Below are 13,516 nucleotides of genomic sequence, written 5' to 3' on the forward strand. Positions count from 1 at the left end.
GCTGCCGCCGGACGAGCCTGGCCCGTATGAACTGCCACCCCCCTACGGTCGCGGGGCCGTGGGGGCTTCCCCACCCGGCAGCAGCGCCCCCGGACCGGTCGTGACGACCGTCACCGACCCGGTCCCGGGACTGCGCCGCTCACGGCGGGACACCCGGCCGGCGCACCACGAGAGCAGCATGTACATCCCGATGCGGAGCGGCGCGATCACCATCACCACGGGGATGAACGGCAAATCGTAGTCGAGGTTCGGCGCGACGGGCTTCCCCGCGTGGAGGAACTCCTCACCGGTGCCCGGCAAGCCCGGCGCAGTGTCCTTCAGGGCGGCCGACGGCCGGCCGACGGCGGCGGCACGGCCGACGGTGCGACGACGTGCGCCATGACCCGGGTACGGCGCCGGCGCGAAGAGCCGGCGGCTCGCCCCGGGCGCGCGAACACGGCCTCCCGCCGCCCGCGTTCGGCGCCGCTGCCGTACCGCGTCCGCAGGCGCCCGGCTCCACCGGCCTCAGGCCTCGGAGACCTCCGCGTAGAGCTGGGACAGTTCGGGAACACCGCTCGCGGCCCACTCCCGCCCCGACCGCACGAGTTCGAACTCGCGGCCGGAGGCGAGCCGTACGACCGGTTCGCCGTCGGACCGGATCCGCCAGGCGGCACCGGGCACGGTGCGCACCACGACCGTGCCCACGTACAGTCCCGCGTCGTTGCCCAGCCAGGGCAGGATCTCCGCGTCGTCGCGCCAGAGCGGGACGAGCTGGTCCAGCGCCTCCAGGGAGGCCGGGGTGTCGTCGAGGCGGACACCCGCCTGGGCCGCCTGCGAGCGGAGCAGCTCACATTCGGACAGCAGCGCGGCGATCGCCTCGGGATCGGCCGGGAGCGCCGCGCGGCCGTTCTTGTGGTGCCGGTGGCCCAGGAACGGAATGTTCATGGGCCAAGCGTGGCATCACACGTCCAGGTCGACCACCACCGGCGCGTGGTCGGACGCGCCCTTGCCCTTGCGCTCCTCCCGGTCGACGTAGGCGTCCTTCACGGCTCCGGCGAAGGGCTCGTTGCCGTAGACCAGGTCGATGCGCATGCCGCGGTTCTTGGGGAAGCAGAGCTGGCGGTAGTCCCAGTAGGTGTAGGGGTGGTCGTACTTCAGGGGCCGCGGGACGACGTCCGCGAGGCCGGCCCCGCGCAGGGAGGCGAGGGCGGCGCGCTCCGCCGGGGTGACATGGGTGGAGCCCTCGAAGGCGGCCCGGTCGTAGACGTCCTCGTCGGCCGGCGCCACGTTGTAGTCGCCGAGCACCGCGAACGGGCGGCTGCCGGCGGCGTCACCGGCGACGGCGGCCCGCAGTGCCTCCAGCCACCGGAGCTTGTAGGCGTAGTGCGGGTGCTCCACCTCTCGGCCGTTGGGCACGTACACCGACCAGACACGGACCGGACCGCAGGTCGCCGCGAGGGCGCGCGGCTCGGTCACGCCGTCGTAGCCCGGGTCGCCCGGCAGGCCCTTGACCACGTCCTCGATGCCGACGCGGGAGAGCACCGCGACGCCGTTCCACCGGCCGGTGGCGTGCACCGCGGCCTCGTAGCCCAGCTCGCGCAGCGGCTCGAACGGGAACTGCTCCTCGGCGATCTTGGCCTCCTGGAGGCAGAGCACGTCGGTGCCGCTGCTCTCCAGCCAGGCGAGCAGCCGCGGCAGGCGGGCGGTGATCGAGTTCACGTTCCAGGTGGCGATGCGCATGTCTCACAACCTACCCGCCGGGTGTGACAACCGGCCCGGCTCACACCTCGGCCGACGCCCCCGGGGCGAGCCGCTGGTGGTCCGTGCCGCCCAGGCGGCCGATGTGGCCGTCGTAGATCGGGCGGGCGAGATCGGTGAGCAGGGCGTCGTGCACGTCGAGGGCGCGCCGCGGCCCGACCTCGCGGACGTAGTCGATGATCTCGGAGATCTTGTTCCAGGGGGCCATCACCGGGACCAGCAGGGTGTCGACCGGCTCCCCGGGGACGGTGAGGGCGTCGCCCGGGTGGAAGACCCGGCCGCCGTCGATCAGGTAGCCGACGTTGGTGACGCGCGGGATGTCCGGGTGGATCACCGCGTGCAGCTCGCCGTGCACCTGCACGTCGAATCCGGCGGCGGTGAAGGTGTCGCCGTCGCCGACGGTGTGCACGCGGCCCGGGTGGGCCGCCGCGAGCCGGTCGGCCACCGACTTCAGGGTCCAGAGCTCCGCGCCGGGACGGGCCTCCAGCGCGTCCCGCAGCCGTCCCTCGTCGAAGTGGTCCGGGTGCTCGTGGGTGACCAGGATGGCGTCGGCGCCGGCCGCCGCGTCCGGCTCGCCGAACCCGCCCGGGTCGATCACGAGCGTCCGCCCGCCCTTCTCCAGGCGGACGCAGGCATGGGTCTTCTTGGTGAGCCTCATGGCTCCCCATCCTGCCGCGCGCGGCGGGACAGGGCCTCACCCCGCGGGTGTGGTCTCCTCCCGGACGACCTGCTGGGCGACCCGGAACGCCCGGCTCGCCGCCGGAACCCCGCAGTACACGGCCGCCTGGAGCAGCACCTCCCTGATCTCGTGGGGGGTGAGTCCGTTGCGCAGGGCGGCGCGGACGTGGAGGGCCAGGTCCTCCAGGTGGCCGCCGGCGACCAGCGCGGTGAGCGTGACGCAGCTCCGGGTACGGCGGTCCAGGCCGGGCCGATCCCAGATCTCGCCCCAGGCGTAGCGGGTCGTGAACTCCTGGAAGTCCCCGGAGAACTCGTCGGCCCGCGCCAGCTCCTCGTCGACGTGCGCGTCGCCCAGCACCTCCCGGCGGACCTTCAGCCCGCTCTGGTACCGGTCCGGCGGCCCGAGGGGCTGCTCCGGCACGACGGGGGCGATCTCGGCGACCGGCACCGGCTGCGGCGGCGCGGCGACGGCCGGGTGGCCCGTCGGGGCGGCCGGCAGGGCGGTCGGGCCGGTGTCGTGGGGCCGCTGCCAGGCGGTGGAGAAGTGGCGCACCAGCAGGTCGGTGACGGCGGCGGGCTGCTCGACCGGGACCAGGTGGGAGGCGCCGGGGACGACCGCGAGCCGGGCGTCCGGGATGCCGGCCACCAGGGTGCGGGCCTCGGCGGGACCGGTGACCTGGTCGTCGGAGCCGACCAGCACGAGCGTCGGCACTCCGACCCGGCCCAGCTCGGCCCGCACGTCGAACGCGGCCAGTGCCTCGCAGGCGGCGATGTAGCAGCCCGGGTCGGTGGTGCGCACCATCTGCACGGCCCACTCGGTGATCGCGGGCTGGGCGGCGGCGAACCCGCCGGTGAACCAGCGCTCGGGGGAGGTCCGGGCGATCGGGTCGAGCCCGTTGGTGCGCACGACCACCCCGCGCTGGCGGAACTCGTCGGGGGTGCCGAAGCGGGGCGAGGCGGCGACCAGCGCGAGCGAGGCGAGGCGTTCGGGGTGGCGCAGGGCCAGTTCGAGACCGACGGCGCCACCGAGGGCGCAGCCGGCGTAGCCGAAGCGCTGCACGCCGACCGCGTCCAGCGTGGCCAGCAGCCGGGCCGCCAACTCGCCGGCGGAGGGGGCCGGGTACGCGGGTGCGCCGCCGTGGCCGGGCAGGTCGAACCGGAAGATCCGCCACTGCTTCGTCAGCTCGGGGATCTGCCGGTCCCACATGTGCCATGTGGTACCCAGTGAGGGACCGAGGATCAGGACCGGGGCGTCTTCTGGCCCGTCAAAGCGGTATTGCAGGGTGTTCATCGGTGTCTCACTCACCCGCCTGACCCTCTCATCTGTCACGAGATGTCACATCGCCGGGGTGAACCTCGCGGACCTTGCCACGCTCCGGCACCGCCAGACCTGCCGACGAGAGCGCAGGCATAGGTTATCCGCCATGCACTCGTGGCCGTGTCGACAGTGGGCCCTCCGGGGGGCGTGCCCTCCTTTAGAGGTCATCTCATTTGGTGAGTCTGCGGTAGCAGATCAGGGTGCAGGCGATGCTGGCGAAGGCGAGGAAGTGGTCGGCTTTCCGTTCGTACCGGCGGTGCAGACGTCGGCATCCGGCGAGCCAGGACATGGTGCGTTCGATGGTCCAGCGGTGACGGCCGAGTCGTTGCGAGGTCTCGATGCCCTTGCGGGCGATGCGATGCCGGATGCCTCGGCCGGATAACCATCGCCGCAGGTGGTTGTAGTCGTAGCCCTTGTCGGCGTGGAGTTTGTGGGGCCTGCGCCGTCGGCGTCCCCGGCGGGAGCGGATCGGTGGTATGCCCTTCACCAGTGGGATCAGTGCCTGGCTGTCGTGCGTGTTGGCGCCGGAGATGCCGATGGACAGGGGCAGGCCGGTCCGCTCCGTGATCAAGTGGATCTTTGACCCGTACTTGCCCCGGTCTACAGGATTCGGGCCTGTCAGGTCCCCCTTTTCAGGGCCCGCATGTTGACCGAGTCGATCGCGCATCGGGACCAATCCAGTTCTCCGCGGGATCCGAGTTCGTCGAGGACCAGGCGGTGGAGTTTGGCCCACACGCGGGCTTTCGTCCACTCGGTGAAGCGTCGGTGAGCTGTCGCGCCGGAGGGCCCGAACGAGGCGGCCGGCAGCTGCTGCCACGTGCAGCCTGAGGTCGCCACGAAGACGATTGCGGCCAGCACTTCGCGGTCGCCATGGCGACGCCGGCCACCACCCTGGGGTCGCGACGGCGCCTCCGGCACCACCCTCTGGAACAGATCCCACAACTCGTCCGGAACCAGCCGTTCAACGATCCTCGCCACAACCAACAGCCTACCCGGCCAAATGAGATGACTTCTTAGTCACTACGAGCAACGCTTTTCCCTTTGATCACGGCCTCCAGGCAGTTCGCGTTGCAGCATCAAGTGTGGTGGCACGGACGAGGCTCGGTGTGACTCACCTGGAAACCTTCCGGAATCCCGCCCAACAGCAGCTTGAACACCACACGGTGAACGCTTGGTAGACGGCTTGGCCGTAGCCGCATGCTCTCAGCCTGGATCCACCGCGTGATACTCGGTCTGTGGGCGATGAAAAGAGAAGAGGTGCCTGCTGACCTGGGATGATGGGAGTTCCTACGCCCACATCAGTCCCACGAAGCAAGGCACCTCGTAAGTGAAAGTCTCCCACAGACCCGCGGAGCTCTTCGCCGCGTTCGACGACCCGGACCTGATCGCGCATGCCGGGCTGGTCCCGACGATCCGGCTGGCCGAGCGGTGTGATCTGCCTCGGCTGGTGGCCGAGAAGGTCCACCTGACCAGTGCGAAGAACGGGGCCGGTACGGCCGCCGACGCGAAAGCGATGTCGATCGTGGGCGGCATGGTCGCCGGGGCGGACAGCATCGACGACCTGGACGTACTGCGCCACGGCGGGCTGCCGCGCCTGTTCGTCGGGGTGCGGGCGCCGTCCACGCTGGGCAGCTTCCTGCGCGCCTTCACCTGGGGACATGTGCGCCAACTGGAGTCCGCCACGCGGGCGTTCACCTGCCGCCCGGCCGCGCACACCGGCATGCTCCCCACGCGGGACGAGGTGGTGTTCGTCGACATCGATTCCAAGGTCAAGCAGGTCTACGGGCCGGCCAAGCAGGGCACCTCGTTCGGCTACACCAAACAGCGCGGTCTGCACTTCCAGATCGTCACCGTGAAGACCTCCACCTGCGCGCCCGTCATCGTGGCCACCAGGCTGCGCAAGGGCGCGGCGGGATCCGGCAAGGGCGCGGCGAGCCTGCTGCGTGAGGCGCTGGCCACGGTGCGGGCGATGGGCATCACCGCGCAGGTCGTGGTCCGTGCGGACTCGGCGTACTTCTCCCACAAGGTCGTCGAGGTGTGCCGAAAGGCCGGCGCGGCCTTCTCTCTCGCGGTCGCGGTCAAGAAGAAGATCCGTGAGGCGATCACCACGATCCCCGAGGACGCCTGGACGCCGATCGAGTACGCCGCCGCGGTCTGGGACGCCGAGGAGGAACGCTGGATCTCCGACGCCGAGATCGCCGAGGTCTCCTTCACCACGTTCACCAGCAAGAAGAAGGCGTTCCACACCACAGCCCGGCTGATCGTGCGCCGGGTGAAACGGCTGAACCCCAAGAGCGTGCCCGAGGGTCAGGCCGAGTTGTTCGGCGTCTGGCGCCACCACGTGATCTTCACCGACAGTCCCTTCGTCCTGTCCCAGGCCGAGCCGATGCACCGCGAACACGCCGTGGTCGAACAGGTCTTCGCCGATCTGGAGGATTCCGCGCTCGGCCATCTGCCCTCGGGGAAGTTCACCGCGAACGCCGCCTGGCTCACCCTGGCTGCCACCGCCTACAACCTCACCCGCGCGGCCGGCCACCTCGCCTCCGTCTTCCACGCCAAGGCCAGGACTGGCACCATCCGCCGCCATCTGATCAACATTCCGGCCCGGATCGCGACCAGAGCCCGCCGCCTCACCCTTCACCTGCCAGAACGCTGGCGTTGGGCCGACGACTTCAGCGACCTGTGGACAGCCGCCGGCCAGCGCATGCTCACCTGAACCACGTCACTGGACCTGACCGCCCACGACCTGCAGGAACCTCGGAGACCCCGCACCGGACGGCCACCCGGCACACCACGCTGCCCACACCCCGAAAGATCACCCCGAAACCGCCTGCGACCGCAGATCAGAATTCACGCGGTGGATCCAGGCTCAGTGACAGCCACCGGTCCAAAACCAGCAAGCGGACCTCGAATCCACGTCGCCCCAATCCTGTACTGCTCGCAAGTCGCTCGGCTGATAGTCCGCGTGGCTCACTGTTGCCCCTCCGCCGCACCCCCGTGCAGGCCATCCCAAGTCGTGGCGGCTCCGCGCAGATCCTCTACGTCCGGCTTGACGTACCACCGTTTGGTCGTCTTTACGTTCGTGTGTCCGGCCCATCGCGCGAGGATGTGGTCCGGGACACCGTTGTTGGCCAGGAAGGTGAAGCACGACGAGCGTGCGTCGTAGAGCCTGACGCGGCGGAGCCCGAGGAGCTCCATAAGCCGGTACGCGCGTCGGCGAAGTTGCTTGATCGTGAAGGCGTCGCCCGCCTCGTGCGCCAGCACGTAGCCCGACACTGTGTACGCCTCCCCCAGGGCGAGCCTCTCCTCGGCTTGGAGAGCCCGGAATGCCTTGAGGGCTCCCAGCACCAGCGCCGGCAGCGGCAGATCCCGCTCACCCGCAAGAGACTTGGTGTCCTTCTCCACCACGCACCGGTTGCCCATCATCGTGCGCGTGTTGGCAATGACGATCGTGGCGTTCTCCAAGTCAACGTCTTCCCACCGGAGGCCGCAGACTTCAGCTGGACGAAGCCCCATCAGCGAAAGAAGAAGCGCAGCATAGAGCCGCTCACCCCTAATTCCATGTATGAATCTCTGAACCTCCTGGACATTCCAAGGCCGCACCTCCTCTTTAGTCTTCCGCTCTTCCTTGCGCGCCCTCCGAGGAATGGTCACGTACGCAGCGACATTGACGTACACCAATCGGCGGGTAACGGCTCTCCCCAGCGCTTCCTTCAGCCGAGCAAGGCTCATATCCACACTCGTGACACTGAGTGGCGTCCCGGCCCTTTTACCACGCACGCGGCCTTGCGCCAGCGCCCAGTCCCTCCACTCTTCCACGTGCTCTTCAGTGAGGTCCTGGAGACGGATACTGCCGAGCCTCCCCCGAACTCGGTCCAGGGTAATCCGGTAGTTGTAGATGGTGGTTTCTTCGAGGTCCTCCGCTTTCATGGCCAGCCATCGGTCGAGCCACTCATTCACGGTGATCTTGTTGGGCGGCACAAGCGACCCATCATGCCGCCGATTAGTTATGTTCGCGTACTCAGCCCTAGCTTCCTTCAACGAGTCGAAGGTGCGCCTCAACTGCTTACGCTTACCAGTTTCGGGGTCGATTCCTGCGTCGACAACAAACTGGTATCGAACCTTCCCCTTCGAGTTCGGCGGAAGTTTCTTGATGGGATCGGACAGAATACTCACTCTCCTTGAGGGTGTGGAAACTACACAGGAGCGGAGGAGTCACTGCGCTTCAGCGGAGGGTGCCGCCGGCATCACGGCTGCGGCAGCTGATGCTCCTTCTCTTCCTCCCCAGTGGGTTTGGGGAGCGCTGCCTTCTGCTGTGTCCGCCACGGCTCCACCGCCAAGTACAGCCAAATGCGGACCTGCCCAATGGTCGCGACGATCGCCGGTTTGGCTAACCGGCGAGCGTGGTCTATGTTGCGCGCTGCATCACGAACCCGGCGTCTGCTTGGGCTCGCCATCGGCGAGGGAAAGCAGATATGAGTGCAAGGCTCGGGCTTGCCGTCCGAGGCGACCATCAGCAGGCCGTCGTCCGTGAGCCGGTCGAGATTTCGCGTAGCGCGGCGCTCGAGAATCCTGATGGCCTGTGCCACTTGCCGTGTTGTGGCACCGGGATGCCCCGCAACATAGACGAGGACGACACGATCACCGCGGTACCCTCGTTGCAGGAGATCCTCACCGAATAGGCCGGCCGGGCAGACGCAGACGCAGACGCAGAGCCCGGTGGATACCGCAAGGTAGGCACCCGTCGTTTGGCCGATCCAGGCGTTCAGTCCGCCAAGGACAAAGAGTGCGGGTGAAGTGAAGCGGGCCGATCGGATAGCGGAGTCTGACAGACGGGCCTCCCAGGTAGGGGCCACGCCAGCGGGACAACTCGCGCAACGCGTCATTCCGAGCAGTTTCGGAAACCTGAGCGAGTCAACGAGTAGCACCGTCTGACCTGGTGTTTCGCGGGACGTTGTACGTTGACATGGCCCCGGCCTAGCTTTCCAGTCTTTCGGCGCTCTTTCTTGTCTGCCGTCGGCGAATCCCCTACTTACCCTCTCATGAGGGGTTGATGCGGCACGGACGCGACGCGGGAAAGGCTCGCCGCAGCATCACGACCGTCCTGGGAAACCGAGGGGAATGATTCGTCCGTTTCCACCCACCCGAATGACGAAGTCAGCGACGGCCGGCGTCGACAGGGCGGGTCCGTCGCGACGAGGAAAGCAACCCGCGGCCGGGCGGTGCGCCGTTGAACGGCATATTAGGTGGCGATGCCTCGGAGACGGCGGCCACGGACTGCGGACGAGATTCCCCGTGTGGCTGGGCCGGGCAGCGGGCAGGAACGCTCGGGCCGGCCCCATCTGCCGTGGGGCCGGCCCGTTGTCGTGCAGTGCTTTAGGACGGGGTCACAGATCGAGCAGGAAGTCGAAGTCCGTGTCCTTCGCGCCGAGCAGCCACGCCTTGGCCTCGGCCGGGGTGAAGACCTGGGGCGGGCGACCAGGGTTCTGCGAGTCACCGATCAGGACGTACCCGTCCTTGACGGCGACCCGCACGCAGTTCCCGCCGCCGCCGCTGTACTTGGACACCGTCCATTCGACCGACGTGAGGTCGAACGAGGACGGGTCCGGCTTCGCTGTCACTGTTCTAGCTCCTTGATCCTTTTCTTGAGGCGCGTGCGCGTCTCGTCGGGGTCCAGCGCCCGCTCCCACAGGTTGGTGAAAGCCGCGGTGTAGCGCTGCACATCATCTTCCCCGTCGAAGTACAACGAGCTGACCATCGTCTCGACCCACACAACCTGGCGGGCGGCCTCCGGAAAGGCCATCAGGACGAACGGGCCCGCAGACCCCGGATGCAATCCGACGGCGTCTGGCAGGATACGGATGGTGTTGCGAGGATCTTCGGACTCCTTCAGAACTCGTTCCAGTTGCCGCCTCGCCATGCTGAGGTCGTCGCCGGCGATATGGAGCGCACGCTCATCCACCAGGGCACGGAGCTCGGCGAGTGCACCCTCTCGCACCTGCTGCTGGCGGTCCATGCGGACGTCGACGAGTGCCTTGACCTCGGAGGGACGCAGATCGGGCCGCATCTGGGCGATAACCGCGTAGGCGTACTCCTCGATCTGGCAGAGCCCCGGCCAGATGTCCCGTTCATAGTTGGACAGCGCAGCGGCCCGGCGCTCCATCTTCAGGAAGCCCTCGAACTGCATGGGCCCCAGCAAGTGTGCGTTGCGTCGCCACAGGGCAGGACGTGGTCGACCGGCCGGAGTGGTGTCCGCCCCCAGTAGTGCCAGGATTTCCGAACTCTCGGAGTCGCTGGCCTGGTAGACCTCAAGCAGCGCTTCGATGAGATCCCGGGCCACACGTCGGCGCTGCCCTCGTTCGAGTCGGCTCAGCCCGCTCTTGTCGATCTTGACTCCGCGCCGGCGCAGCACTTCGTGGCCTGCAACATCGCCCTGCGTGAGGTCCCGGCGTTCTCGCAAGTCCTCCAGGCGCAGGCCGACTTCACTGAGGGTCAGCGACCACGGCGTCTTCGCTTCTGGCATGGTGGCCAGTCTGACGGCTCGTCGCCTTCCCTACAAGCAATATGGTCGCGCAATTTGCTCGACCATATTGCTAACGGCTTGCCTTTGGGAGCATCCTAGCCAGGGTCACGAAGTGTGCAGCGCCCGTCGCCATGTGTGGAGGCCGCTCCGCTGCTCCGCTGTCCGCACACGCCCAGGGAGGGGCCGCCGCGATGCGTCGGACGCTGTTCAGCCTCCTGTTGAAGAAGCAGAACCTCACCACCTGGGAAGTGTTCTGCGTGCCCTACACGGCCACCGGCCGGGAGCTCGCCCGCAAGACCGGCAACCGCCGTCTCGCCACGGTCAGCCTGGGGCGCACCACGTTCGACCGATGGTCCTCCGGCAGCTGGTACGGCCGGCCCCGCGGTGAAGCGGCGCAGATCTTGGAGCGCATGTTCGGGCACCCCGTTGACGTTCTGTTCAGCCCGGCACCCGATGCAAGCGAGTCCCCGGTGGCCGTGGGGTCGGTGGCAACGCGGATCGGATCCCGCTGGCCCACTTCCAGCATGCTGATCCCCGCAGGCGGCCCCGCTGGGACCTGGGAGATCACCGGGCGCCACCGCCTGGACGGGACGAGCGCCGCAGTTCACCTTCTCCCGGTCATCAGGCGGGGCGAGGAAGTGAACCCCGACGACCTGAGCCAAGACGGCCAGCGCGACCTGGAGGGGTTCTTACGGCCGGCGCGCCGCGGATTCATCGTCGGTGTCGAGGAGCGACGCGGCGACCTGGACCTGTATGTCCGCGAAGCCGCATCCGCCCGCAGGTCGGGCCGACCGGGACCGCAGTCCGCCAGAACCCTGTCAATTCCCTCGGCCTACCTCTTGGACGACCTCACGTACGGCATCCTCTGGGCGCTCACTCAACTCGACGACGGCCTCCTGGCCGACGACCAAGTCCTCGACAGCGAGCGGCACCTCATCAGCACCTACCTGTCCTTACCGAGATCAGCGCCCAGCCAGTTGCTCGTAGACCTCACCGCCGCAGGAAGCAGCTGGATGGGGTCGGCGTTCTGCGCCCAGCACATCCAGCAGGAGCTGGCCAACGCCACCGAGGTGCCTACCTTCTGGACACGCGAGCAGAGCGGGGAGGAAGCGGCCCCCTGGCTGTTCTTCAAGCACAAGCTCGACTACCTCCAGGCGCTCACGCGCTTCCACAGTGCCTCTACGCAGACCGTACGGGTCTTCTGCCTGCCTAAAGGTGAAGTCGCCCAATCCGCGCGGTACGAGAGAGTCCTGCTGCTGTTGGCGATCGCCCTCATGGAGCGCGTCGGTATCCGGGTGCGGGTAATACCGAAGCCGGAATACTCAGAGGTGGACGGCGTGGCCCTGGTCCCCGGTCAGCAAGCCGTTGTCGCCAATTGGGTGCGGGTTCCCGGCGGGGCACTCTGGGCCGCCGGCAGCACGTCGACCCGGGGCGACCTGCGCACGTACGCGGCGGCGTTCGCCGACGCGCAGGGCAACGATGTCCTGTCGGGCGCTGCGGACTCGGCGAGCCGGCTGCGGGCCCTCTGCGGCTACCTGGGCCTGGACTGGGACTGGTTGACCTCCCGGTGCCGCTCCCTGGGTGAGTACGGTGTCGCCGGACTCGTTCGACCGCGTAGCCGTCTGCTGACGGTGAACGCGCTGGATGAGACCCTGCTCTTCCTCGGCAAGCTCACGTCCGACCAATGAGACCTGTCCACGCCGCCCCCAGGTATGAAAGGCCCTTCGTGTCCTCCGCTGACCGTGACCCGCACCGCTCCGTTGTTGTCCTGGCCCTCGGCGGCACCATCGCCATGACCCCCACCGCCTCGGCGTCCGAGGTCGCGCCCACTCTGACCGGCGCCGATCTCGTTGCCGCCGTGCCCGGCCTCCAGGGCACCGCGGTCACCGCTGAGGACTTCCGGAAACTGCCCGGCGCATCCCTGACGACCAGCGACATCGTCGACCTGGTGGCCCGGCTGGAGCAGGCCGATCGTGAAGGCGTCGACGGGATCGTGGTCACCCAGGGCACCGACACCCTGGAGGAGACCGCGTTCCTGACCGACCTCTACTACCGGGGCAGCGCGCCGGTGGTCTTCACCGGGGCCATGCGCAGCGCCGCGTCAGCGGGTGCCGACGGTCCGGCGAATCTCCTGGCCGCCGTGCAGACCGCCACGTGCGCAAGTGCACGGGAACAAGGGGTACTTGTCGTCCTGGGTGACGAGATCCATGCCGCCCGGCACGTCCGGAAGATGCACACGACCAGTCCGGCCGCCTTCGGTTCCCCGGCGACCGGCCCGCTCGGCCGTCTGGTGGAGGGAACAGCGCGGTTCCAGCGCGCCCTGAAGAGGACCGGAACCGTCCCGCTGCCGCTCGGCGCCCCGGGCGCCTCGTCCGAGGTGGAGGTAATCACCGCCTCCCTGGGCAGCAGCGGAATCCTGCTGGAGGGGCTGGAAGGCAAGGTCTCCGGGCTGGTCGTGGCCGCCTTCGGCGTCGGCCACGTCCCCCAGACGTGGGTTTCCCGGCTGGAAGCGCTGGCGGCTGCGATGCCCGTCGTCCTCGCGTCACGCATCGGCACCGGGCCCGTCCTTACCTCGACCTACGCCTTCCCAGGCTCCGAGAGCGACCTGTTGGCCCGGGGCCTCGTCTCCGCGGGCACGCTCGACCCGTACAAGGCCCGCCTGCTCCTGGTCGCCCACCTGGCCGCAGGCACACCGCGCTCGGAGATCGCCAAGGTCTTCCTCGACTACTCCTGATCCCGCCCCAACCAGCACGAAGGACGCCCCCGACCATGCGCTTCGCCCAGGTCCGTTCCGGCCGGCAGTTCGTTCTCGCCCTCGATCACGGGGAGGACCTCCTCGACGGACTCACGCGGTTCTGTGAAGACCAGGGCATTCGCTCCGGATACATCCCGACGTTCGTCGGCGGGTTCCGCTCTGCGCGCCTGGTGGGCTCCTGCGAGCCCCTCGCTGACCCCGAGGCCCCCCTGTGGGAGGAGATCACCGTCGAGACGCTCGAGGCGCTCGGTGGCGGGACGCTCGCGTGGGACCTGGAGAATGACTGCCTGGCACCTCATATTCACGTCGCGGCCGGCATCAAGGGCGCGTCGGCCGACGGGCGGGTGTCTCACCTGCTCGGCGCGAAGGTGCAGTTCATCTGCGAGATCCCCATCGTCGAAGTCGTCGGCGACGTGGCGGGCCCGGCGCTGACGCGGCGCCGCGATCCGAACCTGTACGACGTCCCTCTCCTCGGCTTCGGCACGGCCAGCTGAGGGGGGAGACC

Annotated in this window: 14 protein-coding genes; 5 read left to right on the forward strand and 9 right to left on the reverse strand. The window is 68.5% G+C overall.

Features of this window, described 5'->3' with window-relative positions; genetic code table 11:
* The first annotated feature begins 58 nt into the window (after positions 1 to 58).
* Positions 59 to 241: a hypothetical protein gene (locus MXD57_RS06795; protein WP_250400387.1), complete on the forward strand. Its 183-nt coding sequence runs from the start codon at positions 59 to 61 to the stop codon at positions 239 to 241.
* Positions 242 to 504: 263 nt separating this feature from the next.
* Here MXD57_RS06795 and MXD57_RS06800 read toward each other — a convergent pair whose 3' ends face one another.
* The 5 genes from MXD57_RS06800 to MXD57_RS06820 form a co-directional block, all read right to left on the reverse strand.
* On the reverse strand, positions 505 to 924 hold the full coding sequence (locus tag MXD57_RS06800) for a DUF6278 family protein (protein ID WP_250400388.1): 420 nt from the start codon (positions 922 to 924) through the stop codon (positions 505 to 507).
* A gap of 15 nt (positions 925 to 939) precedes the next feature.
* Complete coding sequence (locus MXD57_RS06805) at positions 940 to 1,719, reverse strand: exodeoxyribonuclease III (RefSeq protein WP_250400389.1); 780 nt, start codon at positions 1,717 to 1,719, stop codon at positions 940 to 942.
* Between the two features lie 40 nt (positions 1,720 to 1,759).
* Positions 1,760 to 2,395: an MBL fold metallo-hydrolase gene (locus tag MXD57_RS06810; RefSeq protein ID WP_250400390.1), complete on the reverse strand. Its 636-nt coding sequence runs from the start codon at positions 2,393 to 2,395 to the stop codon at positions 1,760 to 1,762.
* Positions 2,396 to 2,431: 36 nt separating this feature from the next.
* Positions 2,432 to 3,721, reverse strand: coding sequence for a bifunctional 3-oxoadipate enol-lactonase/4-carboxymuconolactone decarboxylase PcaDC (pcaDC, locus tag MXD57_RS06815; RefSeq protein WP_250400391.1), 1,290 nt, complete (start codon positions 3,719 to 3,721; stop codon positions 2,432 to 2,434).
* A gap of 181 nt (positions 3,722 to 3,902) precedes the next feature.
* Positions 3,903 to 4,702, reverse strand: a protein-coding gene (locus MXD57_RS06820) for an IS5 family transposase (RefSeq protein WP_250400425.1) whose coding sequence is annotated in 2 segments (ribosomal slippage) — positions 3,903 to 4,364 and positions 4,367 to 4,702 — 798 coding nt in all. Because the reading frame shifts where the segments join, the coding sequence is not laid out codon by codon here.
* 358 nt (positions 4,703 to 5,060) lie between these two features.
* On the opposite strand from MXD57_RS06820, the gene MXD57_RS06825 reads away from it, so the two are divergent.
* Complete coding sequence (locus MXD57_RS06825) at positions 5,061 to 6,449, forward strand: IS1380 family transposase (RefSeq protein WP_250400392.1); 1,389 nt, start codon at positions 5,061 to 5,063, stop codon at positions 6,447 to 6,449.
* A 254-nt stretch (positions 6,450 to 6,703) separates the two neighbouring features.
* On the opposite strand, the gene MXD57_RS06830 is transcribed toward MXD57_RS06825, so the two are convergent.
* The 4 genes from MXD57_RS06830 to MXD57_RS06845 all read right to left on the reverse strand — a co-directional run bounded on the left by MXD57_RS06830 (position 6,704) and on the right by MXD57_RS06845 (position 10,256).
* A complete protein-coding gene (locus tag MXD57_RS06830) occupies positions 6,704 to 7,909 on the reverse strand; it encodes a tyrosine-type recombinase/integrase (protein WP_250400393.1) in 1,206 nt (401 codons plus the stop codon).
* 71 nt (positions 7,910 to 7,980) lie between these two features.
* Positions 7,981 to 8,322 (reverse strand): hypothetical protein, encoded by a 342-nt coding sequence (locus MXD57_RS06835; protein WP_250400394.1) that lies wholly within the window; start codon positions 8,320 to 8,322, stop codon positions 7,981 to 7,983.
* A 798-nt stretch (positions 8,323 to 9,120) separates the two neighbouring features.
* The gene (locus tag MXD57_RS06840; RefSeq protein ID WP_148013087.1) at positions 9,121 to 9,354 is read right to left on the reverse strand and encodes a DUF397 domain-containing protein; all 234 of its coding nucleotides are present in this window, start codon (positions 9,352 to 9,354) and stop codon (positions 9,121 to 9,123) included.
* A complete protein-coding gene (locus MXD57_RS06845; protein WP_250400395.1) occupies positions 9,351 to 10,256 on the reverse strand; it encodes a helix-turn-helix domain-containing protein in 906 nt (301 codons plus the stop codon). The genes MXD57_RS06840 and MXD57_RS06845 overlap by 4 nt, the downstream gene beginning before the upstream one ends.
* 191 nt (positions 10,257 to 10,447) lie before the next feature.
* Here MXD57_RS06845 and MXD57_RS06850 point away from each other — a divergent pair, with 191 nt between their 5' ends.
* The 3 genes from MXD57_RS06850 to MXD57_RS06860 are packed head-to-tail and all read left to right on the forward strand — an operon-like array spanning position 10,448 to position 13,505.
* Positions 10,448 to 11,944 carry a hypothetical protein gene (locus tag MXD57_RS06850; RefSeq protein ID WP_250400396.1) on the forward strand — a complete coding sequence of 499 codons (1,497 nt, stop codon included), beginning with the start codon at positions 10,448 to 10,450 and terminating at the stop codon, positions 11,942 to 11,944.
* A 38-nt stretch (positions 11,945 to 11,982) separates the two neighbouring features.
* Positions 11,983 to 12,990, forward strand: a complete 1,008-nt coding sequence (locus MXD57_RS06855) for an asparaginase (RefSeq protein WP_250400397.1) — start codon at positions 11,983 to 11,985, stop codon at positions 12,988 to 12,990.
* Positions 12,991 to 13,025: 35 nt separating this feature from the next.
* Positions 13,026 to 13,505, forward strand: coding sequence for a PPC domain-containing DNA-binding protein (locus MXD57_RS06860; RefSeq protein ID WP_250400398.1), 480 nt, complete (start codon positions 13,026 to 13,028; stop codon positions 13,503 to 13,505).
* Positions 13,506 to 13,516 lie beyond the last annotated feature (11 nt).

The sequence above is a fragment of the Streptomyces cellostaticus genome, assembly GCF_023630175.1.
GTDB lineage: Bacteria > Actinomycetota > Actinomycetes > Streptomycetales > Streptomycetaceae > Streptomyces > Streptomyces cellostaticus_A.